This window comes from Pseudochelatococcus sp. B33, from assembly GCF_053570585.1.
Genome location: NZ_JBSEFH010000001.1, coordinates 54948 through 76784 on the forward strand (window position 1 = coordinate 54948; position 21837 = coordinate 76784).

General features: G+C 64.5%; 24 protein-coding genes. 13 read left to right on the forward strand and 11 right to left on the reverse strand.

Translation table 11 applies throughout. The features are described 5' to 3' along the window. Positions 1-2: 2 nt before the first annotated feature. The 9 genes from lpxB to ACUSIJ_RS00245 all read left to right on the forward strand — a co-directional run bounded on the left by lpxB (position 3) and on the right by ACUSIJ_RS00245 (position 8315). Positions 3-1196 (forward strand): lipid-A-disaccharide synthase, encoded by a 1194-nt coding sequence (gene lpxB, locus ACUSIJ_RS00205; RefSeq protein WP_449306334.1) that lies wholly within the window; start codon positions 3-5, stop codon positions 1194-1196. A gap of 325 nt (positions 1197-1521) precedes the next feature. Beyond that, the gene (locus tag ACUSIJ_RS00210) at positions 1522-2277 is read left to right on the forward strand and encodes an ABC transporter ATP-binding protein (RefSeq protein ID WP_449306335.1); all 756 of its coding nucleotides are present in this window, start codon (positions 1522-1524) and stop codon (positions 2275-2277) included. Next, positions 2270-3016 (forward strand): ABC transporter ATP-binding protein, encoded by a 747-nt coding sequence (locus ACUSIJ_RS00215; RefSeq protein WP_449306336.1) that lies wholly within the window; start codon positions 2270-2272, stop codon positions 3014-3016. The genes ACUSIJ_RS00210 and ACUSIJ_RS00215 overlap by 8 nt, the downstream gene beginning before the upstream one ends. 137 nt (positions 3017-3153) lie before the next feature. Continuing rightward, positions 3154-4353 carry an ABC transporter substrate-binding protein gene (locus ACUSIJ_RS00220; RefSeq protein ID WP_449306337.1) on the forward strand — a complete coding sequence of 400 codons (1200 nt, stop codon included), beginning with the start codon at positions 3154-3156 and terminating at the stop codon, positions 4351-4353. Between the two features lie 167 nt (positions 4354-4520). After that, complete coding sequence (locus ACUSIJ_RS00225) at positions 4521-5408, forward strand: branched-chain amino acid ABC transporter permease (protein WP_449306338.1); 888 nt, start codon at positions 4521-4523, stop codon at positions 5406-5408. A gap of 59 nt (positions 5409-5467) precedes the next feature. Beyond that, positions 5468-6406 (forward strand): branched-chain amino acid ABC transporter permease, encoded by a 939-nt coding sequence (locus ACUSIJ_RS00230; RefSeq protein WP_449306657.1) that lies wholly within the window; start codon positions 5468-5470, stop codon positions 6404-6406. A gap of 110 nt (positions 6407-6516) precedes the next feature. After that, a complete protein-coding gene (locus ACUSIJ_RS00235; RefSeq protein WP_449306339.1) occupies positions 6517-7161 on the forward strand; it encodes a glutathione S-transferase N-terminal domain-containing protein in 645 nt (214 codons plus the stop codon). A 143-nt stretch (positions 7162-7304) separates the two neighbouring features. After that, positions 7305-7727: a nucleoside-diphosphate kinase gene (gene ndk / locus ACUSIJ_RS00240; protein ID WP_449306340.1), complete on the forward strand. Its 423-nt coding sequence runs from the start codon at positions 7305-7307 to the stop codon at positions 7725-7727. Positions 7728-7937: 210 nt separating this feature from the next. After that, positions 7938-8315, forward strand: coding sequence for a hypothetical protein (locus ACUSIJ_RS00245; protein ID WP_449306341.1), 378 nt, complete (start codon positions 7938-7940; stop codon positions 8313-8315). Positions 8316-8328: 13 nt separating this feature from the next. Here the strand turns inward: ACUSIJ_RS00245 and hisI are convergent, their stop codons facing one another. Next, positions 8329-8751 (reverse strand): phosphoribosyl-AMP cyclohydrolase, encoded by a 423-nt coding sequence (hisI, locus tag ACUSIJ_RS00250; protein WP_449306342.1) that lies wholly within the window; start codon positions 8749-8751, stop codon positions 8329-8331. A 56-nt stretch (positions 8752-8807) separates the two neighbouring features. Beyond that, a complete protein-coding gene (folE, locus tag ACUSIJ_RS00255; protein ID WP_449306343.1) occupies positions 8808-9443 on the reverse strand; it encodes a GTP cyclohydrolase I FolE in 636 nt (211 codons plus the stop codon). Positions 9444-9749: 306 nt separating this feature from the next. Here folE and ACUSIJ_RS00260 point away from each other — a divergent pair, with 306 nt between their 5' ends. Further along, positions 9750-10268 (forward strand): iron-sulfur cluster assembly scaffold protein, encoded by a 519-nt coding sequence (locus ACUSIJ_RS00260; RefSeq protein ID WP_449306344.1) that lies wholly within the window; start codon positions 9750-9752, stop codon positions 10266-10268. Here ACUSIJ_RS00260 and ACUSIJ_RS00265 read toward each other — a convergent pair. Further along, a complete protein-coding gene (locus tag ACUSIJ_RS00265; RefSeq protein ID WP_449306345.1) occupies positions 10247-11149 on the reverse strand; it encodes a MipA/OmpV family protein in 903 nt (300 codons plus the stop codon). The two genes, ACUSIJ_RS00260 and ACUSIJ_RS00265, sit on opposite strands and share 22 nt — an antisense overlap. 192 nt (positions 11150-11341) lie before the next feature. Between ACUSIJ_RS00265 and yidD the strand changes: the two genes are divergently transcribed. Continuing rightward, entirely contained in the window at positions 11342-11749 is a 408-nt protein-coding gene (yidD, locus tag ACUSIJ_RS00270; RefSeq protein WP_449306346.1) for a membrane protein insertion efficiency factor YidD, read from the forward strand. Positions 11750-11834: 85 nt separating this feature from the next. Next, positions 11835-13805, forward strand: coding sequence for a threonine--tRNA ligase (gene thrS / locus ACUSIJ_RS00275; RefSeq protein ID WP_449306347.1), 1971 nt, complete (start codon positions 11835-11837; stop codon positions 13803-13805). A gap of 197 nt (positions 13806-14002) precedes the next feature. On the opposite strand, the gene ACUSIJ_RS00280 is transcribed toward thrS, so the two are convergent. The 8 genes from ACUSIJ_RS00280 to ACUSIJ_RS00315 form a co-directional block, all read right to left on the reverse strand. After that, complete coding sequence (locus ACUSIJ_RS00280; RefSeq protein ID WP_449306348.1) at positions 14003-14809, reverse strand: carbon-nitrogen hydrolase family protein; 807 nt, start codon at positions 14807-14809, stop codon at positions 14003-14005. A 302-nt stretch (positions 14810-15111) separates the two neighbouring features. Then, positions 15112-16035, reverse strand: coding sequence for a hypothetical protein (locus tag ACUSIJ_RS00285; protein ID WP_449306349.1), 924 nt, complete (start codon positions 16033-16035; stop codon positions 15112-15114). Positions 16036-16097: 62 nt separating this feature from the next. Then, a complete protein-coding gene (locus ACUSIJ_RS00290; protein WP_449306350.1) occupies positions 16098-16898 on the reverse strand; it encodes an NAD kinase in 801 nt (266 codons plus the stop codon). A 62-nt stretch (positions 16899-16960) separates the two neighbouring features. Then, positions 16961-17284 (reverse strand): hypothetical protein, encoded by a 324-nt coding sequence (locus ACUSIJ_RS00295; protein WP_449306351.1) that lies wholly within the window; start codon positions 17282-17284, stop codon positions 16961-16963. 172 nt (positions 17285-17456) lie between these two features. Continuing rightward, a complete protein-coding gene (locus ACUSIJ_RS00300; RefSeq protein ID WP_449306353.1) occupies positions 17457-17933 on the reverse strand; it encodes a type III secretion system chaperone in 477 nt (158 codons plus the stop codon). A gap of 67 nt (positions 17934-18000) precedes the next feature. After that, positions 18001-18849, reverse strand: a complete 849-nt coding sequence (locus ACUSIJ_RS00305) for a hypothetical protein (RefSeq protein WP_449306354.1) — start codon at positions 18847-18849, stop codon at positions 18001-18003. Between the two features lie 594 nt (positions 18850-19443). Further along, positions 19444-20121 carry a hypothetical protein gene (locus ACUSIJ_RS00310; protein ID WP_449306355.1) on the reverse strand — a complete coding sequence of 226 codons (678 nt, stop codon included), beginning with the start codon at positions 20119-20121 and terminating at the stop codon, positions 19444-19446. Between the two features lie 256 nt (positions 20122-20377). Next, positions 20378-20806: a hypothetical protein gene (locus ACUSIJ_RS00315; protein WP_449306356.1), complete on the reverse strand. Its 429-nt coding sequence runs from the start codon at positions 20804-20806 to the stop codon at positions 20378-20380. A 15-nt stretch (positions 20807-20821) separates the two neighbouring features. On the opposite strand from ACUSIJ_RS00315, the gene speB reads away from it, so the two are divergent. Beyond that, complete coding sequence (gene speB, locus ACUSIJ_RS00320; protein ID WP_449306357.1) at positions 20822-21775, forward strand: agmatinase; 954 nt, start codon at positions 20822-20824, stop codon at positions 21773-21775. Positions 21776-21837 lie beyond the last annotated feature (62 nt).

Sequence of the window (21837 nt, forward strand, 5' to 3'; positions counted from 1 at the left end):
CCATGAGTGACGAAGCCATGAGCGATCAGCGGGAAGCGGGCAGGGCCGTGCATGTTTTTCTGGTGGCGGGCGAGGAATCCGGCGATCAGCTCGGCGCGCGCCTGATGCGCTCCCTGAAGATGCGGGGCGACGTGCGCTTCTCCGGCGTCGGTGGGCACGCCATGGAACGGGAAGGGCTCACGAGCCTGTTCCCGCTGTCCGACATCGCCGTGATGGGGTTCGTCGCCGTCGTGGCGCGGCTGCGCACCATCGTCCGGCGCGTTCACGAGACGGTGGCGGCGGTGCTCGCGGCGGACCCCGACGTGCTGGTGATCATCGACAGCCCCGACTTCACCCACGCGGTCGCCAAGCGGGTGCGCGCCGCGCGGCCCGGCCTGCCCATCGTCGACTACGTCAGCCCGAGCGTCTGGGCGTGGCGGCCGGGCAGGGCGCGCAAGATGCGCGGCTATGTCGACCATCTGCTGGCGCTGCTGCCGTTCGAGCCGGAAGCGCACCGGAGGCTCGGCGGCCCGCCGTGCTCCTATGTCGGCCACCCGCTGATCGAGCGGCTCGACAGGCTGCGCCCCGCTGACGGCGAGCGTGTGCCCTTCGCGGATGCGCAGACGCTCGAGGTGCTCGTGCTGCCCGGCAGCCGCCGCTCGGAGGTCGCGCGCCTGCTGCCGGTGTTCGCCGAGACCTTGCCGCTGCTCGCGGAACAGGCCGGGCGACCGTTGCGGTTCGTGCTGCCCGCGGTGGCGCACGTCGCGCCGATGATCCGCGAGGCGGTGGCGCAGTGGCCGGTGAAGCCCGACATCATCGACGGCGAGGCGGAAAAACATGCCGCCTTCCGGCGCGCGCACGCGGCGCTCGCGGCGTCGGGCACCGTGACGCTGGAGCTCGCGCTTTCCGGCGTGCCGATGGTCGTCGCGTACAAGGTATCGTGGCTCGAATCCCAGGTGCGGCATTTCCTCACGGTGACGACCGTGACCTACGCCAACCTGATTCTTGACGAACATGTGATCCCGGAGCGCCTGCAATGGGACTGCACGCCCGAAAAGCTCGCCGAGGCGCTGCTGCCCCTGCTCGGCGACACACCCGACCGCAACCGACAGGTTGCGGCGTTCCGGCGGTTGGAGGAGGCGATGGCGATCGGCGACGAGGCGCCCAGCGATCGCGCCGCGCGGATTGTCCTTGCCGAAACCGCCGCATCCGGCTGATCGGAAACCGCGGGCAGTCGGCTAATCATATGCAGTGAAAGCTGGGCAATTTCGTGCGCTAACAGGCCGAATACCCGACAAATACCCGACCGGGAAGCGGGATGAAAAATCGTACAGACTTGAACTGTTCATTGTTTTCCAACCCGGTTTTGCTTGCTCCGACCTTCGCCTGATTGACAGCGGAGAAATTCCGGATAATGCTGCCAGCGCATGGCTAGGCAATGTTTACTGCATGTCTAGGTTGCATATGCAATTGTCAGATGTCCGGACCGATCGGGCAAAGCCCGCCACCAACAATCAAAGATACACGCAGGGGGAACGCCGGATGCGCGCCGATGTGATTCTGGCAACACGCGATCTGACAATCGAGTTCAAGGGTTTCAAGGCGGTAGATGGGGTCAATCTGAACATCGAACAGGGCACGATCCATGCCCTCATCGGCCCGAACGGAGCGGGCAAGACGACCTGCTTCAACCTGCTGACCAAGTTCCTGACGCCCACGCGCGGCACGATCACCTACAAGGGCAACGACATCACCGCCATGAAACCGGCCGACATCGCCCGGCTCGGCGTGGTGCGCTCGTTCCAGATTTCCGCAGTCTTCCCGCAGTTCACGGCGCTCGAGAACGTGCGCATCGCGCTGCAGCGCCGGCGCGGGGATTCCTTCGATTTCTGGCGCTCCGAGCGCCTGCTCAGCCGCTACGACCGCGAGGCGAGGGAGCTGCTCGAGGCCGTCGGGCTCGCCGACTATGCGGCGAGGCGGGCAGGCGAACTGCCCTATGGGCGCAAGCGGGCGCTCGAAATCGCAACGACGCTCGCGCTCGATCCGGCGATGCTGCTGCTCGACGAACCGCTCGCGGGCATGGGCCACGAGGACGTCGACCGCATGGCGGCGCTGATACGGCACGTGTCGGCCAATCGCACCATCCTGATGGTGGAACACAATCTTTCCGTCGTCGCTTCGCTGTCCGACCGCATCACGGTGCTGGCGCGCGGCAAGGTGCTGGCCGAAGGCAGCTATGCCACGGTCTCCAGCGACGAGCGGGTGGTGGAAGCTTATATGGGAGGCATGCATGCCTGAGGCGGCTTCGCGCGTCCTCGAAACGCCGGCCGCGGCGACGGCGCTGCTGTCGGTGAGGAACCTGCAGGCGTGGTATGGCGAATCCCATGTCCTGCACGGCATCGACTTCGACGTCGCGCCCGGCGAGGTGGTGACGCTGCTCGGGCGCAACGGCGCGGGCAAGACCACGACCCTGCGTTCGATCATCGGCATCCTGCGCAAGCGCACCGGCTCGATCACGTTCGGCGGCCAGGAGACGATCCGCATGCCGGCGCGCCACATAGCCCGGCTCGGCATCGGCTATGTGCCGGAGGAGCGGGGGATTTTCTCCAGCCTCTCGGTGGCGGAAAATCTCGTGCTCCCGCCCGTGGTGAAGCCCGGCAGCGGCATGACGCAGGAGCAGATCTTCACCCTGTTCCCGAATCTGCGCGAACGCCTGTCCAGCCAGGGCACGAAGCTGTCCGGCGGCGAGCAGCAGATGCTGTCGATCGCGCGCATCCTGCGCACCGGGGCCAACCTCCTGCTGCTCGACGAGCCGACCGAGGGGCTCGCCCCGGTGATCGTGGAGCAGATCGGCCGCACCATCGCCCGTCTCAAGCAGGACGGTTTCACCATCGTGCTGGTGGAACAGAACTTCCGCTTCGCGGCAACCGTCGCCGACCGCCACTACGTGGTCGAACAGGGGCGGGTCATCGACATGATCCGCAACGACGAACTCGACGCCAACATCGACAAGCTGCACGCCTATCTGGGCGTCTAGAGGCTGTTAGTGACCATGGATGGCGTCATGACGACCTTTCCGGCCCGGCCCGCGGCCGGAACAAGAGCAAGAACAAGAACACCGACAATCTCGACTATGGCATCTTGCTTGGTTTGTCTCTTACATAGGGGGATACGATGGGCATCAGAACATGGCTGCTCGCCACTACCTTCGTCCTTGGCGCGCTCAATGCGGCTCAGGCGCAGATCGCCGTCAAGCTCGGCGTGTTGAACGACCGCTCCGGAGTCTACGCCGATCTGTCGGGCGAAGGCTCCGTGCTCGCCGCCCGCATGGCGGTGGAAGATTTCCAGGCGGCCGAAAAGGGCATCAAGGTCGAGATCATCTCCGCCGACCACCAGAACAAGCCGGATGTCGGCTCCAACATCGCGCGGCAATGGTACGATCAGGACGGCGTTGACGTCATTCTGGACGTTCCCACGTCCTCGGTGGCGCTGGCGGTGTCCCAGATCACGCGCGAGAAGAACAAGATCCATATCAATTCGGGCGCCGGCGCCACCGATCTCACCGGCAAGCAGTGCTCGCCGAACACGATCCACTGGACCTACGACACCTATGCGCTCGGCAACGGCACCGGCACGGCCCTGGTCAAGCAGGGCGGCGATACGTGGTACTTCATCACCGCCGACTACGCCTTCGGCCACGCGCTGGAACGCGACACGGCGGAAGTCGTGAAGAGGGCCGGCGGCCAGGTGCTCGGCCAGGTGCGGCATCCGTTCCCCGGCAGCGATTTCTCGTCCTTCCTGCTGCAGGCGCAGGCGTCGCAGGCCAAGGTGATCGGGCTCGCCAACGCGGGCGGCGACACCATCAACACCATCAAGCAAGCGTCGGAATTCGGCATCGTGGCCGGCGGCCAGACGCTCGCGGGGCTCCTCATCTTCCTGTCCGACGTGCACGCCCTCGGCCTCGAGGCGGCGCAGGGACTGGTGCTGACGGAAGCCTTCTACTGGGATCAGAACGACGGCACGCGCGAGTGGTCCGAGCGCTTCGCCGCACGCCATGGCGGCGCCAAGCCGACCATGGTGCACGCCGGCGTCTACTCGGGCACGCTGCACTACCTCAAGGCGGTCGAGGCCGCGAAGTCCAAGGACACGGCCGAGGTGCTCAAGTGGATGCACGAGAACCCCTCCGAGGACCCGCTGCTCGGCAAGGGCGAGATCCGCGTCGATGGCCGCCACGTCCACGACATGTATCTGTTCGAGGTCAAGAAGCCGGCCGACTCGACGGGACCGTGGGACTACTACAACCAGCTGGCGGTCATCCCGGCGGCCGAGGCGTTCCGTTCGCTCGAAGACGGCGGCTGCGATCTGGTGAAGTAACCCTCGCCCCAGTCCGGGCGGCAGGATCCCCCGCCCGGACTGGGGTTTGAAGTCTGCATGTTGATGCGGCATCGTGATGTCTTCGATCATGTTGTCGCACCAACATATTGCAATAGATCATAATTCTGATCTTCATCCGATGCCGTCTGCCGCTGAAAGGCGTATCGATGTTTGAACTTCTCGGCGTTTCGTCGCAGGTCCTGTTCGGCCAGCTTCTGCTCGGGCTGATCAACGGTTCGTTCTACGCCGTGCTCAGCCTCGGGCTCGCGATCATTTTCGGCCTGCTCAACATCATCAATTTCGCCCATGGCGCACAGTACATGATGGGGGCCTTCGTCGCCTGGATGCTGCTGCAATATGCGGGCGTCGGCTACTGGTGGGCGCTGCTGATCGCCCCGCTCATAGTCGGGGTCACGGGCGTGATCATCGAGCGGCTCTTCCTGTCGCGATTGCAGAACGTCGACCATCTCTACGGCCTGCTGCTGACGTTCGGCCTGGCGCTCATCATCCAGGGCGCGTTCCGCAACCAGTACGGCGTCTCGGGTCTTCCCTACGGCATTCCGGCCGAGCTCACGGGCGGGCGCAACCTCGGCTTCATGTTCCTGCCCAATTACCGGGCCTGGGTGGTTGTGGCGGGGCTTACGGTGTGCCTCGGAACGTGGCTCGTGATCGAGCGCACGCGCCTTGGCGCCTATCTGCGGGCGGCGACGGAGAACCCGACGCTCGTCGGCGCCTTCGGCATCAACGTGCCGCTGCTGGTGACGCTCACCTACGGTTTCGGCGTGGCACTCGCCGCCTTCGCCGGCGTGCTGGCGGCGCCGATCTACGCGGTGAACCCCAACATGGGCGCGGACCTGATCATCGTCGTCTTCGCCGTCGTGGTCATCGGCGGCATGGGCTCGATACTGGGGTCGATCGTCACCGGCTTCACGCTCGGCGTCGTCGAGGGGCTGACGAAGGTCTTCTATCCCGAGGCCTCCTCGACCGTCATCTTCGTTATCATGATCCTGGTGCTTCTGGTGAAGCCTGCTGGCCTGTTCGGGAGGGCTGCCTGATGACCATCCATGACCTTGCGGCCCCCAAGGAGAGCGCCGACGCCGACGACATCGTCGACATGGCAGCGCGTTCCTCGTCCCGGCTCTACGGCGTGCTGTTCGCGGCGCTCGTCGTGGTGCTGCTGGTGGCGCCTTATATCCTCTATCCCGTCTTCCTGATGAAGGTCCTGTGCTTTGCGCTGTTCGCCGCCGCGCTGAACCTGCTGCTGGGCTATGGCGGCCTGCTGTCCTTCGGCCATGCGGCCTATTTCGGCTTCGCGAGCTATGTCAGCGCCCATGCGGCCAAGGTTTGGGGGCTGACGCCCGAGTTCGCCATCATCGCGGGCACGGCTTCGGCCGTGGTGCTGGGTGCCGCCTTCGGCGCGCTGGCGATCCGCCGTCAGGGCATCTATTTCGCCATGATCACGCTGGCGCTGGCGCAGCTCGTCTACTTCATCTCGCTGCAGTCGCAGTTCACCGGCGGTGAGGACGGCATCCAGGCGGTGCCGCGCGGCGTCCTGTTCGGCGCGCTGCCGCTCGCCGACGACCGGACGCTCTATTATGTCGTCGCGGCGATCTTCCTGTTCGGCTTTCTGCTGATCTTCCGCATCATCCATTCGCCCTTCGGGCAGGTGCTGCGCGCCATCCGCGACAACGAGCCCCGCGCGATCTCCCTCGGCTACCGCACGTCGCAGTACAAGCTCGCGGTCTTCGTCCTCTCGGCCGGGCTCGCCGGACTGGCCGGCGCCACGAAAGCCATCGTCTTCCAGCTCGCGTCGCTGACCGACGTGCACTGGACCATGTCCGGCGAGGTCGTGCTGATGACGCTGGTGGGGGGCATGGGCACGATCTTCGGCCCCGTCATCGGCGCGACGATCGTGGTGTCGATGCAGAACTATCTGGCGACGTTCGGCGCATGGGTGCCGATCATCCAGGGCATCGTGTTCGTCATCTGCGTGATGCTGTTCCGGGAGGGCATCATCGGCGTTCTCTCGCGGTGGATCAGGCGCCCGCTGTGATGTGACGTTTCGCATCCCGGCGCCACCGGCGACATGATAGCGTTGCATCATCACTCACCCACGCCACACGGGGCAATGTCATGGCGCAGGCAGCGAGCGGCCGGAAACGGATGGACCTGGAACCGATCGACCTCTACTACTGGCCGACGCCCAACGGCTGGAAGATCTCCATCATGCTCGAGGAGGTCGGGTTGCCCTACCGGGTTCACCCGATCAACATCGGCAAGGGAGAGCAGTTCCAGCCGCATTTCCTGGCGATTTCGCCCAACAACCGCATTCCGGCCATCGTCGATCCCGAGGGGCCGGACGGCAAGCCGATCTCGGTTTTCGAGTCGGGCGCGATCCTGCAATATCTCGGCCGCAAGACGGGCAAGCTCTATCCCGGCGACGAACGCCGGCGCATGGAGGTCGAGCAATGGCTGTTCTGGCAGGTCGGCGGCCTCGGACCGATGGCCGGTCAGGCGCATCATTTCCGCATCTTCGCACCCGAAAAGATCGCCTACGGCATCGATCGCTATACGAAGGAAGTGGCGCGGCTCTATGGCGTGCTCGACCGGCGTCTGGCGGACCGGGAGTACATTGCCGGGGAATACTCGATCGCCGATATCGCCAGCATCGGCTGGAGCAAGCATTGGGAACGCCAGGGGCAGGACATCGCGGCCTTTCCCCATTTCAGGCGCTGGCTTGAGACCGTTCTGGCGCGCCCCGCGGTGCAGCGCGGCCTTGCGATCTCGGCGGACCAGCCGCGGGAATGACGCCGGCCGCGCGGTCGGGCCATAAAAAACGTGACAGGAAGGCTACTTTCGCCGTTTCGGCGCACCGGTCGTCTTGTCGCTGACGTCATGTACCGCTATAAGCCGCTCACAATTCGCCAACACAAGGTTTTAGACGGTATCCCATGGCTCTTGAGCGCACTTTTTCCATCATCAAGCCCGACGCAACCGAACGCAATCTCACCGGCGCGATCAACGCCGTCATCGAGCAGGCGGGCCTTCGCATCGTCGCGCAGAAGCGCATCCGCCTGACGCGCGAACAGGCGGAGACGTTCTACGCCGTGCACAGCGCACGTCCGTTCTTCGGCGAACTCGTGGATTTCATGATCTCCGCCCCAGTGGTCGTGCAGGTGCTCGAAGGCGAGGACGCCATCGCGAAGTATCGCGAGGTCATGGGTGCGACCAACCCGGAGAATGCGGCTGACGGCACCATCCGCAAGCTGTTCGCCAAGTCGGTCGGCGAGAACTCGGTGCACGGCTCCGACTCCCCCGAGGCGGCACAGGTGGAAATCGCCCAGTTCTTCGCGGGCAACGAAATCGTCGGCTGAGACGCGAGCGCGGCGGACGGCAACGGGATCGCCGCGCTGTCTTTTTTCCGCATTCCATCTATCCCAAAATACACGCACTTTTCGGTTCGCTGCGTCAACGCCCCACCGATTGAGCGTGGCCTGCAATCGCGGCCGCGCTTTTTCGCGGGCGCGGGCTACAGAGGCATTGCAATGAGCATGTCGGGTCTCATAGAGGTCATTGGCTTGAAAATGACGGATTTGAAGTTTGCCGACTTCAGGCTTGCCGGTCTGGCGGCCGCCGTATCCATCGCACTCGCGGGTGCCTATCCGCTGCCGGTGGTGGCGGGGGCAAGCGCGCCGCAACAGCCCGGCGGCGCCAACCGCGTCGATCTGAGCAACGCCAGCGCCGACGAGATCCGCACCCACATTCTCGACGCCTGCGTGATCCGGCAGTGGGGGACGTCCACCTCGTCGAAGGACAGCTACGCGGAGCGTTGCGGGTGCTATGCGCGGCGGGTCACGCAGACGCTCAGCGACGACGAGCTCGCGGCCTTCCGCCGGTCGGCCGTGTTCAGCGACACGGCGAGGCCCAAGGCCCAGGCCGCGCAGGCCGCCTGCAAGCTGTAGGCCTGCCTTCGCCTCAATCGTCCTTGACGAGTTCCAGCGCCTCGCAGGTGCCGCGTCCGACCGGCACCTGACGGTAGAAGCACGAGCACCGGCCCGTGTGGCAGCAGCCGCCGTCACCGGCGACGCGTACCTTGATCCAGACCGCATCCTGATCGCAGTCGACACGCATCTCCACCACGGTCTGGATCTGCCCCGACGTATCGCCCTTGTGCCACAGGCTTTGGCGCGAGCGGGACCAGTACCACGCCTCGCCGGTTTCGATGGTGCGCCGCAGCGATTCGGCGTTCATATGCGCCACCATGAGCAGACGGCCGGTGTCCGCGTCCGTGGTCACGCAGGTGATCAGTCCGTTGGCATCGAAAGCCGGTGTCAGCGCGAGCCCTTCCTCCACCGTCTGCTTGTCGGCGGGAGGGGCCGGGAAGGGGCCATCACTCACGATAAGAGCCTTTTGATTTTTATCAGGGGGTTATGCCGACATGCTCATGCGTTGCTTCATTCACGCACGAGCATGAAGAAGCGCGCCTGCAGGGCGGGGTCCTCCTGGAACACGCCGCTGAAGCGCGTGGTGATGGTGGTGGCGCCCTGTTTCTGGATGCCGCGCATGGCCATGCACATATGCTCAGCCTCGATCATGATCGCGAGGCCGCGCGGCTGCAGGGCGTCGTTGACGGCATCCGAAATCTGCGCCGTCAGCGCCTCCTGGGTCTGGAGGCGGCGGGCGAACAGCTCGACCACGCGGGCAAGCTTCGACAGGCCGACGACCCCCCGTTCGGGATAGTAGGCGACGTGCGCCCTGCCGATGATCGGCACCATATGGTGCTCGCAATGGGAGAAGAACGAGATATCCCGCACCAGCACGATGTCGGAATAGCCCTCGACCTCCTCGAACACGCGATCGAGCACTTCGATGGGGTTCTCGTTATAGCCGGAAAACAGTTCCTCATAGGCCCGGACGACGCGCTTGGGCGTGTCGACAAGGCCCTCGCGCGAGGGATCCTCGCCGATCCAGCGCAGCAACGTGTGCACGGCGGCTTCGGCCTCCGCTCTCGTGGGTCTATCCTGACCTGGCTTGTCGGCGTTGGCATATTCTGCCTGACGCGCGGACAAGGGCTTAACCACGGCATCCATGTGGTGCCTCCCGCTGTTCGACCGGCCCGGACAAGGACGGCTTTTCGCATTCCTGTATGGGGTCTTCTTCCCGCAAGGATTTACCTTATATAGGAAACGGCCACGACACCACAACGCATGGCCAGACATTGGGGTATTGACATAGGATCATGGAAGAGAACGGCGCGCAGGGACATATGCGACATATTCAGGGTAACCGCGGCATGGGCGCAGGTGGCGGAACCTGTCCCCGCCATTCTCAAGACAAAGAAACGGAGCGTTTCGACGTTTCCATGAAACGATGAAACGCTCTCGTGCGAGAAAGAGATGTTGAACGAGATCTACACCCGCCAAATCCTGGTCCTTGCCAGTGACATTCCGCACCTCGGTCGCCTCGCCAATCCCGATGCGACGGCCACCGCGCACTCGAAGCTGTGCGGATCGACCGTCACCGTCGATCTTGCGGTGTCAGGCGACACGGTGCACGACTTCGCCCATGAGGTGCGCGCCTGTGCGCTCGGCCAGGCTTCCGCTTCGGTGATGGGCCGTCTCGTCATCGGTTCCACCTCGGCGGAGCTGCGGGAGATCCGCGAGATCATGCGGCGCATGCTGAAAGAGGGCGGCGCGCCACCATCGGGGCGGTGGGAAGCGCTTGCCGCGCTGGAGCCGGTGCGCGACTATCCGGCCCGCCACGCCTCCACGATGCTCACGTTCGACGCCGTCGCGGACGCGCTGGCGCAGATCGAAAGACGCCACAGCGCGCCGGCGCAGCGCGGGGGGATCGTCGTTCCCGATTCCCTGTATCGGACACCCGAAGCCGTGGGTCAGTTGACCCCGAAGGAGTAGGCGGCGCTGAGGCCGAAGTTGAACTGGTTTCGGTCTCCGAGCCGGCGCACGATCGGGCTCTTGCCCGCATCCCCGACGAGGCGGTTGTAGGAGGCCTTGGCCGTGGCGCTCCACTGGTCGTTGAACTGGTAAGCGAGAGACGCGGCAGCGCCGCCGCTCTGGATTCCGGCCTGGGGCTTGAAGGCGTAAAGACCGTGCTGCGGGAACACCAGATTGTTCAGCGCCGCCTCGTGTTCGGTGACGCCGAACGTGTTGCGCGCCGTCTTGTCACTCACCCAGCTCACGCGCGGGCCGATGGTGAACGTGAACTGCCCGAAGGACTGCACGAAATCGCCGCCGAAATCGATGACCCAGCCGTCCTCGTCGCGGAACCCGTGGCGCACCTCGGCGCGGGCGCGCAGGTTGTGCGTCGGCCACACCTCCACGAACGCGCCGGCCTCGATGGTCCACGGCAGCTTGCGCAGGCCGAACAGCTTGCGGTCGTCGGCGAAGTAGCGGCCGCTGCGATAGCGGGCCACCGGCCCGAGACTGATGAAATCGTGGTTGAGCAGGTCAAGGCTCGCCCCGTCACCGGGGATGGCGGGACGGCGCGCCTGTCCGCCGCGGCGGATGCCGATCAGCGGGTAGGGGGTGATGGTATATTTGTCGGACCCGCGAAACGAGGGGCCGACGTCGGCATTGGCGCTGACGGTCAGAATCCACCGGGCGGAATCGACGGGCACCGTCGAAAAGTAAGGGAAGGCCGAACCGCTCGCCTCCTGCGCGTAGGGGTCGTACCCCAGGTCCTGGGCGAGGGCCTCTGTCGAGACTCCGGCAACGGCGAGGCCCAGCGCCCCCGATATGGCGGCCAAACCCGGGATGGGACGGGATGTTTTACGCAACACGACATTCCTCCACTCTCTACATGCCTGAACATGCCGCATAAATTTCACCAATTGGTTAGCGCCGCCACGGCGGCCCCAAGGGTACAGCCTCAAGGGTTCGCCAACTCTCCGGGCCTGCCAGCTCCCCCACAGGTTCATGGTATAGTCGATTCGGTAACACGGATATCTTAGGCAGTCAGGTTAAATGTGGTGACGGGCAAGAGTCCGATATCGTCCGCTTTGAGACGTCCCGGCGTGTTCGCGGCGCGTGTGCTGATCCGCACCTATCAGCTCACCCTTTCGGCCGTCTTCGGCCGCCATTGCCGGCATTTGCCGAGCTGCTCCTTTTATACCGATGAGGCGATCGACCGCTATGGCCTGTGGGCTGGCGGCTGGATGGGCGTGGCGCGCATCTGCCGGTGCCATCCGCTGGGGACGCGCGGCCTCGATCTCGTGCCGGACGCGTTGCCCGAAGGCAGCCGATGGTATAAGCCGTGGACCTACGGGCGCTGGCGGGGCACCAACGCGCCGCCCATGGAAGAAACCGCCATGATCTGCGAGGCCGTCGAATCGGATGGCGACGAAGCCTCGAAGCCCGGACTGAACACCGTCCGCTGACCCAGGCCGCCGGCGATACCAAGCCGCGGGCGGCCTCAAGTCGCTTACCTGCGCTGTGTGCAGGAGTGAGCCGGAGACTTTGTTGATGATTACCCTGACATTTCCCGATGGCGCGGCGCGCCAGTACGCCCCCGGCACCAGCGGCCGCGAGGTGGCCGAGAGCATCGCCAAATCGCTCGCCAGGCGCACGGTCGCCATGGCGCTTAACGGCGAGGTGCGCGATCTCACCGACGCGATAGACGCGGATGCCCGCATCGAGTTCATCACCCGCGAGGACCCGCGCGCGCTCGAGCTCATCCGCCACGATTGCGCCCACGTGCTCGCCGAGGCGGTGCAGCGGCTGTGGCCCGGCACGCAGGTGACCATCGGACCCGTCATCGAGAACGGCTTCTACTACGATTTCGCCCGCAACGAGCCGTTCACTCCCGAGGACTTCGCCGCCATCGAGGCGGAGATGAAGAAGATCATCGCCCGCGACGCCCCCTTCACCAAGGAGCTGTGGACGCGCGAGGAAGCCAAGGACTTCTTCCGCGCCAGGGGCGAGCATTTCAAGGTCGAGCTCGTCGACGCCATTCCCGAGGGCGAGGATCTCAAGATCTACCGTCAAGGCGAATGGCTCGACCTGTGCCGCGGCCCGCACATGACGAGCGTCGGCAAGATCGGCAACGCCTTCAAGCTGATGAAGGTCGCGGGCGCCTACTGGCGCGGCGACGCCAACAACCCCATGCTCACCCGCATCTACGGCACCGCCTGGGCGACGCAGGAGGAGCTCGACAATTACCTGCACCAGCTCGAGGAGGCTGAGCGGCGCGACCATCGCCGGCTCGGGCGCGAAATGGACCTGTTCCATTTCCAGGAGGAGGGACCCGGCGTCGTGTTCTGGCACGACAAGGGCTGGACCATGTTCCAGCAGCTCCTCGCCTACATGCGCCGCCGGCTGCATGGCGACTATCGCGAGATCAACACGCCGCAGATCCTCGACAAGGCGATGTGGGAGACCTCCGGTCACTGGGCAATGTACGGCGAAAACATGTTCGTCACCCGGACCGAGGACGAGCGCGTCTTCGCCATCAAGCCGATGAACTGCCCCGGCCATGTGCAGGTGTTCAAGCACGGCCTGAAATCCTACCGCGATCTGCCTATGCGGCTTGCGGAATTCGGTTCCGTCGCACGCTACGAGCCATCGGGCGCGCTGCATGGGCTTTTGCGCGTGCGCGCCTTCACCCAGGACGACGCGCATGTGTTCTGCACCGAGGGCCAGCTTGCCGGCGAGTGCCTGAAGATCAACGACCTGATCCTCTCCACCTATGCGGATTTCGGCTTCGATCTCAACAACATCGTCGTGAAGCTGTCCACGCGGCCCGAAAAGCGTGTCGGCAGCGACGACCTGTGGGACCACGCCGAGGACGTGATGGGCAAGGTGCTGGAGGAAATCCGGGCGCGATCGGGCAACCGCATCCGCACCGAAATTTTCCCGGGCGAGGGCGCCTTCTACGGGCCGAAGTTCGAATACGTGCTGCGCGACGCCATCGGCCGCGACTGGCAGTGCGGCACAACGCAGGTCGACTTCAATCTGCCGGAACGCTTCGGCGCGTTCTTCGTCGACCACGACGGCCAGAAGAAGACGCCGGTCATGGTGCACCGGGCGATCTGCGGCTCGATGGAGCGCTTCCTCGGCATCCTGATCGAGCACTATGCCGGCCATTTCCCGTTGTGGTTCGCGCCGGTGCAGGCGGTGATCGCCACCATCACCTCGGACGCGGACGTCTACGCCCGCGAGGTGGCGGCAGAGGCCGAGAAGCGGGGGCTGCGGGTGGAAACCGACCTGCGCAACGAGAAGATCACCTACAAGGTGCGCGAACACTCGCTTACCAAGACGCCGGTGCTGCTCGTGGTCGGCAAGAAGGAGGGCGAGCAGCGCACCGTCTCGATCCGCCGTCTCGGCTCGCAGGCGCAGCAGCAACTGCCGCTCGACGAAGCGCTCGACGCGCTGGTGGCGGAAAGCCTGCCCCCCGACCAGCGCCGCGCGCCACAGGCCGAGCAGTCGGCCGCATAGAGGATCACCTTAGAGCATGTCGTCTTTTCACGGAAACGACAACATGCTCTAACTTGCTGATTTTGAGCGAATTCTTATCGTTCAACCGATTCCGTTTGAACGGAAAGCGCTCTAGGGCTCCATGACGGGCGTGGCGCTTCCGGCGTCGCGCCCATTTCGCGCCAACCTCTTCGCTCCGACTGCTTCCAAGCCGCGCTCTACGCCTCCAGCCCCTTGGACGGCCGGTCCCCGGCGAGCTTGCGCAGGCGCGTGCGGTTGTGCACCCGCGTGTATTCGGGGCGCGAGCGGTCGAGCGTGGCGATGACGACCGAAGCCATGCGGCGCCGGTTGCGGGCGAGAAAATTGCCGTCCGGCCCGATGACGCCGCCGGGGAGCCCCATGCTGGTCTCGACCGCCGTCGCCAACCCCAGCCAGAGCGCGTTGATCGACGCATGCGCCTGCGCCTCGATGGCGAAGATGGCCTCTTCGGCATAGGACGACAGCAGCACCGCATCCGCCGACAGCCGCTCATAGGCCGCGAACAGTTCAGGATAGTGGACCTCCGTCGACAACGCGCAGCCAAACCGGTAGCCATCGACGACAAAGGTCGTCGACGCGAAACCCGGCGTGTACCACAGGCTGGAGCCGTCGCTGGCGCACAGGCGCTTGTCGTAGCGGGTGACGATCACGCCCTTGTCCGAAATGACGTAGAGGCTGTTGTGCGGCGGGTTCGGCGGCGGCAGGCGGTGATTGCAGCCGACGACCGTCCACAGCCTGAGCCTGCGGGCGAACGCCGCCGTCTCGGTGAGCTCGGCGTCGAGCGCCTCCCAGTCCACGCGGTGCCAGTTGTTGATGTGGTTGCGGGCGCGCCCCGACAGAGCGCATTCGGTGAACTGGATGAGACGCGCGCCCTTGTCGCTCGCGCGCTGCATCAGCGCGCGCACATGCCGGCCATTGGCGTGGATATCGGCGGTTACGTGGCTCTGCGCCACGGCTATGGACAGAGGACTCAGGAGATTCGTCATGGCTGAATCGTGACGTTTTTACGACATCCTGCCAAGCCCATCCGGCGCATGCCACACGAAAAATAATTCATGGCAAAGACAAACATAAAACGCCGAATCAATTGAAATTCAGACACCTCCTGGGAAATTGATACTTTTGCAACTAAAATGTATCTTCGATGAGCGCACAATCATGAAGATGGAGCGGCATTTTCTATTATTATAAGTTTATTTTTCGTCTACATGCCTGACAGGCGCACAATACGGCATGGTACGGCACACCTACCGCCGCGGGGGGCGAGATACGACCGGCGGATCCGCGATCACTGCCGCCCGACGATCTCGATTGCCGCATCGACGCCGCTGTCGACGGTGAACTCGCGCGTGTAGACTTGCCCTTCGTGGCGCGCGACGACGACATAGTCGCCCTCGGCGAGGATCAGCGAGGGGAACGCGCCCACTTCCTCGTGGATGGTGTCGCCGCCCGGCGTCAGCACGCTGAAGGCGGTGCCGGCGAACGCCTCGGCGCCCTCCATGGCGACGAGCTTCAGCGTCACCCTGGCGCCGCGGTGGTTGATGGTGGCGTCGGTCACCTTGCCGACCTCGACGCTGAGATCGGCACGGGATATCGCGTTCGCCGTGCCGTAGCTCGACACGACATGGTAATCGCCCTCCGGCAGCCGCAGGGTCTCGCCCGAGGGGATGTGCGTCGCCACCAGACGGGCCTCGGGGTTGTTGTGCTCCGGCAGATAGACCGAATAGGTCAGATCTTCGTTCGGTACCGGATCGGTGCCGATCACGCCGGTGACGCGCAGCCCGCCCGCCGAGATCGCCAGCCGCGTGACCGAATCGGCGCGCAGCGCCACGCGCGCGATCGCGCTGGCGTAGCCGTACGAGACGTGCACGATGTAGTTGCCCTGCGGCAGGGATTGGCGCGGCGACGCATCGTCGAGCTCCGAGATGAGGGTGGGGTCCCCGTCCGGATTGACGGCGTAGATGCGCCACATCAGCCCCGACTGGATCGGCATCTCGCTGCCGGCCAGCGTCGCCGTGAGCGACAGGGAGTGAACCGTTGCCGCGTTGCCCTGCAACGTCCCCGGCAGCACGCGCGGCGGCTCGCCGAAGGCGCTGCCCTCCATGGGGAGCGCAGGCGTGATGGGAATGGCCCTCGGGGCCTCGTAGCGCTGCTCCTGATCCTGCGCCCGCGCCGGGATCATGGCGACCGCGAGCGCCAGGACGGCCGCCATGGCGGCTTGCACGGCCGCTCGCGGCGATCCCCGGCGCTTCGGCGTTTCAGGGCCGCGCAAGGTCAGTATCCGAACTGGGCGCGCAGGATGCGCTCGTCGAGGCTATGGCCCGGATCATGCAGCATGACGAGGTCCACCGATGGATCGAGGGCGATGTCGACATAGGCAACGGACAGGATTTCGGTGTGGTCGGCAACCGCGCTGACCGGGCGCTTCTGCGCCTCCAGCACGTCGAAGCGCAGCCGGGCGTGGTCGGGCAGCAGCGCGCCGCGCCAGTGGCGGGGGCGGAAGGCCGAGATCGGGGTCAGCGCCAGCAGGGGCGCGTTGAGCGGCAGGATGGGGCCGTTGGCAGAGAGGTTGTAGGCCGTGGAGCCGGCCGGCGTCGCCACCATGATGCCGTCGGCGATGAGTTCGCCGAGGCGCACCTGGCCGTCGACCCAGACGCGGATCTTCGCCGCCTGATAGGTCTGGCGCGACAGGAACACCTCATTAATGCCGTAGGCGCTGAAGGATTGCCCGTGGATGTCGTGCGCCTGCATCAGCAGCGGATGCACCACAGAGCGCTGCGCCAGCGCGACGCGGGCGAGCAGATCGTCCTCGCGGAATTCGTTCATGAGGAAGCCGACGGAGCCGCGGTTCATGCCGTAGATCGGCTTGGCTGCCCCCTTGGCCGTGCCCAGGAAGCGGTGCAGCGTCTGCAGCATGAGCCCGTCACCGCCGAGCGCGACCACAAGGTCCGCGGTTTCGGGATCGCGCGCGCCGTAGCGCGCTTCCAGGCGCTCCTTGGCCGACTGCGCCTCGGGCGTATCGCTGGCGACAAACGCGATGGAAGGAGCTTCGGCGATCGAGGGTGCTTCATTCATGCGGGGAATTTACGTCGCCCGCGCCGCGCTGGCAATCCGCGTTGTCGGCGGATGATCGGGGCTCAGCGCTCTTCCTCACGCCGCCTGTCGGTGATGACGATGTACTCAGCGTCGACGATGTCGTCACCGTCGGAACGGCGCCGGGCCGGGTTGCCGGCCACGGGGGCGCCCCGCCTGTTGCGCCAGCGGGCGACGAGCCCGAGAACGAGGCCGGCGATCAGCACGACGGGGAACAGCAGCAGGAATGCGCCCGCCGCCACGACGACCAGCGTCAGCACCAGCGTGACCGCCAGTGCCGAGATCAGCACCACCTGCCATTTGGGAAGGCGCACGATGCGCACACGCGCGAAGCCGAACGGATCGCGGCGAAAAGGGTCATTCGTCATCCATACCTGCCATTGGCACCCAAAGAAAGCATCCTGGAAAGCATCCTGCGTGAGAACTTGCACGGCGGGCGCATCCGGCTCGCGCCGAAAACCCCCTCCGAAATGGATGTGGTTGCCGGGCGGCGGCTTGACAAGGGCAGGGCGCAAATAGGGGACAGGGCGCGAACGGTGTTCACACGCGCGTCGGCACGGTGCCGTCGTCGCTAGGGAGGATGTCCAGCTCGGGCGCCTTCCCCGCCTGCTTCAACTCGCCCGACTCGAGCGTCTTGCGCCATGCGTCGATAATATCGACACTGGCATTGACGAAATCGTTGAAACGGGCCTGATCGAGCCCGATGAGGGAAATCGAGTTGGCGAAGATCACCGCCCGGTTCTCCCGGTCGAGCCCGATGGAGCCCGAATTGTGCAGGATGCCGACGAGATTGAGCTCCAGCAGGCGGGCGTAGACCTCGATGTCCGGCTCGACCTCGCGATTGACCAGCGGTGAGCTGATCAGGATGATCTTCCGCTCCTCGTCGTGGAGGAAACGCACGGCGATGGCGTCGAACAGCAGCAACGCCTCGCCCTCGTCGTCGAAAGCGACATCCGCAAGCCCGACCGAACGGCCGTAGCCCGCAAGCAATTCTCTGGGATCTGCAACGAAGGACATGACGGATGCCGCCTCATGTTATGGAGATGGCCGGTCAAAGGAGAGCCTTTGACCGGCCATGGTTCACTTAAATATGATCAATCACAAGATCCCGCCCCGCATTACCGGTGTTCGACGTTGGATCCAGCAGATCACAATTATCAAGGCCGGTATTTGCCCGCCGCAGAGAGGGGGGACGGGTCAAACCTGGCTGCGAAGCGGCATTCTCGGCATCGGCTTGCTGTAACCGGCGTATGAAAGTCTCCCGCCGCTGAGGATCTACCTGGAGCACCTTGAGCACCAAGCTGAATGCCGTCCGACTCACAACGCCGCTGTTTCTCAGCATCTTGATCAGCAATCCGCCGGCCTGCTCGGGTGAAGCTGCGTCGACCTGTTCAGGGATGATCTGACGCCCGTCCCCCATGGTCGGCAGTTCGGCAGCCTTCTCCGCCCGCTTCGCGAGAATTTCGCGATTGGCTTTCAGGTGCCCGACGACCCAGCCGATGCACTTGCCGATAGCGCCGAATATGGTGCCAAGAGCCACGCCGCCGGCCAAACCACCGGCAACCGCGCCGGCCACCATGCCGGGAGCGAGACCAGCCACGCCGAAGATAGCGCCCCCGATGGCTCCCAGAGTCGCGCCTACGACCGCTCCGATGCCGGCACCCCACTTGGAATAGTCCTCGCTGAGGGCGTTGCGCCTGTCGCGCCGATACTTCCGCTCGGCTTCCGTATACTCATCGTCCGCCAGCTTGGTGGGGACAGCGAAAACGTCTCTGCCCGACGGATCCCGTCCGCTCGAGGTCGAAGTCCGCCGCCGCGTGAGATCGAGCAGCGCCACATCCTCCGAACCGCCAACAGCAAAAGAATCGCCATCCTGAGAAGGATACGAATCGGCTCTGGTCAGGGGAACCCTCTCAATTTCAATAGCGCTCATAATTTTTTACTCCATCCCGAAAATCCGAAAATCTCAATTATTTTGTGAATACAGATCAATATCTCATCACCATTCACAACGACGGGCCCGCACGTCCACCCGCGCAGCCCGGACAGCAGCCCGCGCGGACAATCGAATCGGCTGCAAAATCAATGACTTTGTGGCCGGAATAGTGAAAGATCGGAGATCCATGTTTACAACCGGCTCCGCGACCATGAGGATACGTTCCGGAACAGCCCCAAGCAATCCTGAAAACGTCTCATAATATGTCTCTAATCAATAACCTAGAATGAATTATGTGACCAAGTATAGCGCAAATCCATGGAATGAAAAGCGGATTCTTCGACCTCCGGAAAAGGCGCCTGCGCCCCCTCTTGCCGGCCTTGGGCGGGGAGGCCGCGCGGGTTCTGGAGGCAAGCGACAGGCAGTATCTCCGGACAGTCCTGTTGAAACGCGCGACGCCGCCCTTATGCAAGAGCGGCGCGAAACGGCCCGCCTGCCTTACCGCATGGCGATCAGCGGCCACGAACCTGCGGGCAGAAGCCGGCGACCGCCAGGAGCCGACCGGCGGCCCCAGCCGCAACGCGGACGGCGTCAGCTTTCATCCGCCGCGATTGTTGCGTCTTTCACGAAATTCCTATGTTTATGCGCAAGTTCGAAAGCACTGTCGGTATCAGGAGAGGAGACGGCAACGGATTGGACAAACAACACGCCCTCATCCCTCAACTTTTGCACCTCCTCCGGCGTCAAAATTCTAATGTTTCCGGCAGGAACGCGCATCGGCGCGTTCCCGGCATTCGTCTGCGCGTTCACCAAAGCCTGTCCGGCACTGCCGAAATTGTTGGCGGTATTGGCCGCAGCATCCGAGCGGTTCTCCCTGGTGGAGCCGAACAGCCAGCGGCCAATTCCGGTGAGTGCGCCGCCGATCGTGCCCAGAATTCCGCCCACCGCGGCGCCCGCCAGGCCGAGAAGCCCCCCGGCGAGGGCAATGACCATGCCCGGGAGGTACGTGATAGTCGTCCCCACGGAGAAGCCTTCCTCGCCTTCCCCCATCAGATTCCGGCTCGCCCAGTCGGCAATTCCGAAGCCGGGAGCCGACCCCAGTTTGGCCCCGCCCGAGGCTCCAGACCCAACGGTTCCCAGGAACGTCACCGACCGGCCTGCGGGATCATGGCCACCGGTGCTGACCTGCGGCCTCTGCGTCTCCCCGCCTTGATCGACGTTTTCCGTCCGGATCGGGGCGTTCGGCCCGATCCATCCTACGCCATCCATCTTCCGCCCTCCATGCCGTCTCGCCGTCTCGCCGTCTCGCCGTTCGTTTCCGTTAAGGCGCACCCGCACCGCACCGCCACACACCTGCCCGCGCCGGCACCGTGACAAGACGAGGCGCCCGTTGGGGGGACCCGAATTGTTGTGCAGACGGCAGGAAATCTGAATAAAAATCACCTGCTACATGCACAATGCGCAGATAAAATGAATAAAAATTCCTGAATTCAAATGAACTATGTAAATAATTCATAATAACCTCTCAAAAAACGGCAGGAAACACACCCTGTATGGAAAGTATAACATAATCATGCAGAATGATAAGCCAATTTTTGCCATCGTTCTGGAGACGGATTCTGCTGCATGACACACGGCGAAGGTGTGTCCGGACGCCTGTGCGCCATGGCATCCGGGCACTGGCGGCCCGGATCGGCCCGTCCCGGCGTTGCTTGAAAATCGCCGCATTTATGACACGATACGGCGCAACGGCGCATGTCATCGTTTCACGGAAGTGCTGAAATGCTCCAACTTTCTGGTTCGGCGCGTTTTCTTCACGCGAACCGGTATCCGCTTCGCTCGAAAACGCTATTGCATCAAACCGAAAAACGGGTACCGTTTTTGGGATAAATTTGATGCATGAACAAAGAGATAGAGCGAAATAGCGATTCGTATTCAATGCATTTTGCTCCATGGCAGGGAGACAGCCTTGACCGACGATCCCATCCGCCCGCGCCCCACCGACAACGCCTTTCTGGGCGACCTGCGCGGCGGATCGCACGAGCCGACCTATTCCGGCGCGCTCTCCTTCATGCGCCGGCGCTTCAGCCGCGACATCGAGGGCGTGGACGTCGTCATCTGGGGCGTGCCTTTCGACGCCGCCACCTCGAACCGGCCCGGCACGCGCTTCGGCCCGCAGGCGTTGCGCCGCGCCTCGGCGATCTTCGACGGCGATCCGCAGTTCCCCTCGGGCCTTGACCCCTTCGACACGCTGACCGCAGTCGACTGGGGCGATTGCTCGTTCGACTACCGCCATCTCGATCAGGTGCCGGGGCTGATCGAGGCCCAGGCGGTCGATATCCTCGCGGCGGGCGCGCATCTCGTCACGCTCGGCGGCGACCATTCGATCACGCTGCCGCTTCTGCGCGCGCATGCCAGCCTGCACGGACCGCTGGCACTGGTGCAGTTCGACGCCCATCAGGACACGTGGGAGGACAACGGCGGCCAGTCGCACGGTGCCTTCGTCACCCAGGCCGAGGCCGAGGGGCTCATCGACACCGGGCGCTCGATCCAGATCGGTATCCGCACCGTGGCCCCGGACGATTTTGGCATCGAGATCATCGACGCCTACGAGGCGCGCGGGCTCGGGGCCCTCGGGCTCGCCGCGCGGGTGCGCGAGCGGGTAGGGGGCGCGCCGGCATACCTGTCGTTCGACATCGACGCGCTCGATCCCGCCTTCGCGCCCGGCACCGGCACGCCCGTCGCCGGCGGGCTCGCGTCCATCGACGCGCTGATCGCCCTGTGGTCGCTGCGCGACCTCGACTGGCGCGGCATGGACATCGTGGAGGTATCGCCGCCCTACGACCACGCCGACATCACGGCGATCGCAGGCTCGGCCCTGGTGCAGCACTACCTGCAGATTCTGGCCGAGAAGGCCCGTTGAAGCTCACCCGTCGACTGAATACTTGACATCGAGCGCAGACGCGCATCAATGCCGTTCGTCGT

What these genes read in the sequence shown, in the direction of transcription:
- ACUSIJ_RS00230 (WP_449306657.1), top strand. Translation starts at nt 5,468, where the DNA reads ATGGCAGCGCGTTCCTCGTCCCGGCTCTACGGCGTGCTGTTCGCGGCG.
- ndk (WP_449306340.1), top strand. Translation starts at nt 7,305, where the DNA reads ATGGCTCTTGAGCGCACTTTTTCCATCATCAAGCCCGACGCAACCGAA.
- ACUSIJ_RS00220 (WP_449306337.1), top strand. Translation starts at nt 3,154, where the DNA reads ATGGGCATCAGAACATGGCTGCTCGCCACTACCTTCGTCCTTGGCGCG.
- ACUSIJ_RS00285 (WP_449306349.1), bottom strand. Translation starts at nt 16,035, where the DNA reads ATGGCGGCCGTCCTGGCGCTCGCGGTCGCCATGATCCCGGCGCGGGCG.
- ACUSIJ_RS00305 (WP_449306354.1), bottom strand. Translation starts at nt 18,849, where the DNA reads ATGAGCGCTATTGAAATTGAGAGGGTTCCCCTGACCAGAGCCGATTCG.
- ACUSIJ_RS00215 (WP_449306336.1), top strand. Translation starts at nt 2,270, where the DNA reads ATGCCTGAGGCGGCTTCGCGCGTCCTCGAAACGCCGGCCGCGGCGACG.
- ACUSIJ_RS00300 (WP_449306353.1), bottom strand. Translation starts at nt 17,933, where the DNA reads ATGTCCTTCGTTGCAGATCCCAGAGAATTGCTTGCGGGCTACGGCCGT.
- ACUSIJ_RS00295 (WP_449306351.1), bottom strand. Translation starts at nt 17,284, where the DNA reads ATGACGAATGACCCTTTTCGCCGCGATCCGTTCGGCTTCGCGCGTGTG.
- ACUSIJ_RS00235 (WP_449306339.1), top strand. Translation starts at nt 6,517, where the DNA reads ATGGACCTGGAACCGATCGACCTCTACTACTGGCCGACGCCCAACGGC.
- ACUSIJ_RS00260 (WP_449306344.1), top strand. Translation starts at nt 9,750, where the DNA reads ATGTTGAACGAGATCTACACCCGCCAAATCCTGGTCCTTGCCAGTGAC.
- ACUSIJ_RS00210 (WP_449306335.1), top strand. Translation starts at nt 1,522, where the DNA reads ATGCGCGCCGATGTGATTCTGGCAACACGCGATCTGACAATCGAGTTC.
- thrS (WP_449306347.1), top strand. Translation starts at nt 11,835, where the DNA reads ATGATTACCCTGACATTTCCCGATGGCGCGGCGCGCCAGTACGCCCCC.
- ACUSIJ_RS00310 (WP_449306355.1), bottom strand. Translation starts at nt 20,121, where the DNA reads ATGGATGGCGTAGGATGGATCGGGCCGAACGCCCCGATCCGGACGGAA.
- ACUSIJ_RS00290 (WP_449306350.1), bottom strand. Translation starts at nt 16,898, where the DNA reads ATGAATGAAGCACCCTCGATCGCCGAAGCTCCTTCCATCGCGTTTGTC.
- lpxB (WP_449306334.1), top strand. Translation starts at nt 3, where the DNA reads ATGAGTGACGAAGCCATGAGCGATCAGCGGGAAGCGGGCAGGGCCGTG.
- folE (WP_449306343.1), bottom strand. Translation starts at nt 9,443, where the DNA reads ATGGATGCCGTGGTTAAGCCCTTGTCCGCGCGTCAGGCAGAATATGCC.
- ACUSIJ_RS00315 (WP_449306356.1), bottom strand. Translation starts at nt 20,806, where the DNA reads ATGGAGCAAAATGCATTGAATACGAATCGCTATTTCGCTCTATCTCTT.
- ACUSIJ_RS00225 (WP_449306338.1), top strand. Translation starts at nt 4,521, where the DNA reads ATGTTTGAACTTCTCGGCGTTTCGTCGCAGGTCCTGTTCGGCCAGCTT.
- ACUSIJ_RS00280 (WP_449306348.1), bottom strand. Translation starts at nt 14,809, where the DNA reads ATGACGAATCTCCTGAGTCCTCTGTCCATAGCCGTGGCGCAGAGCCAC.
- ACUSIJ_RS00245 (WP_449306341.1), top strand. Translation starts at nt 7,938, where the DNA reads ATGACGGATTTGAAGTTTGCCGACTTCAGGCTTGCCGGTCTGGCGGCC.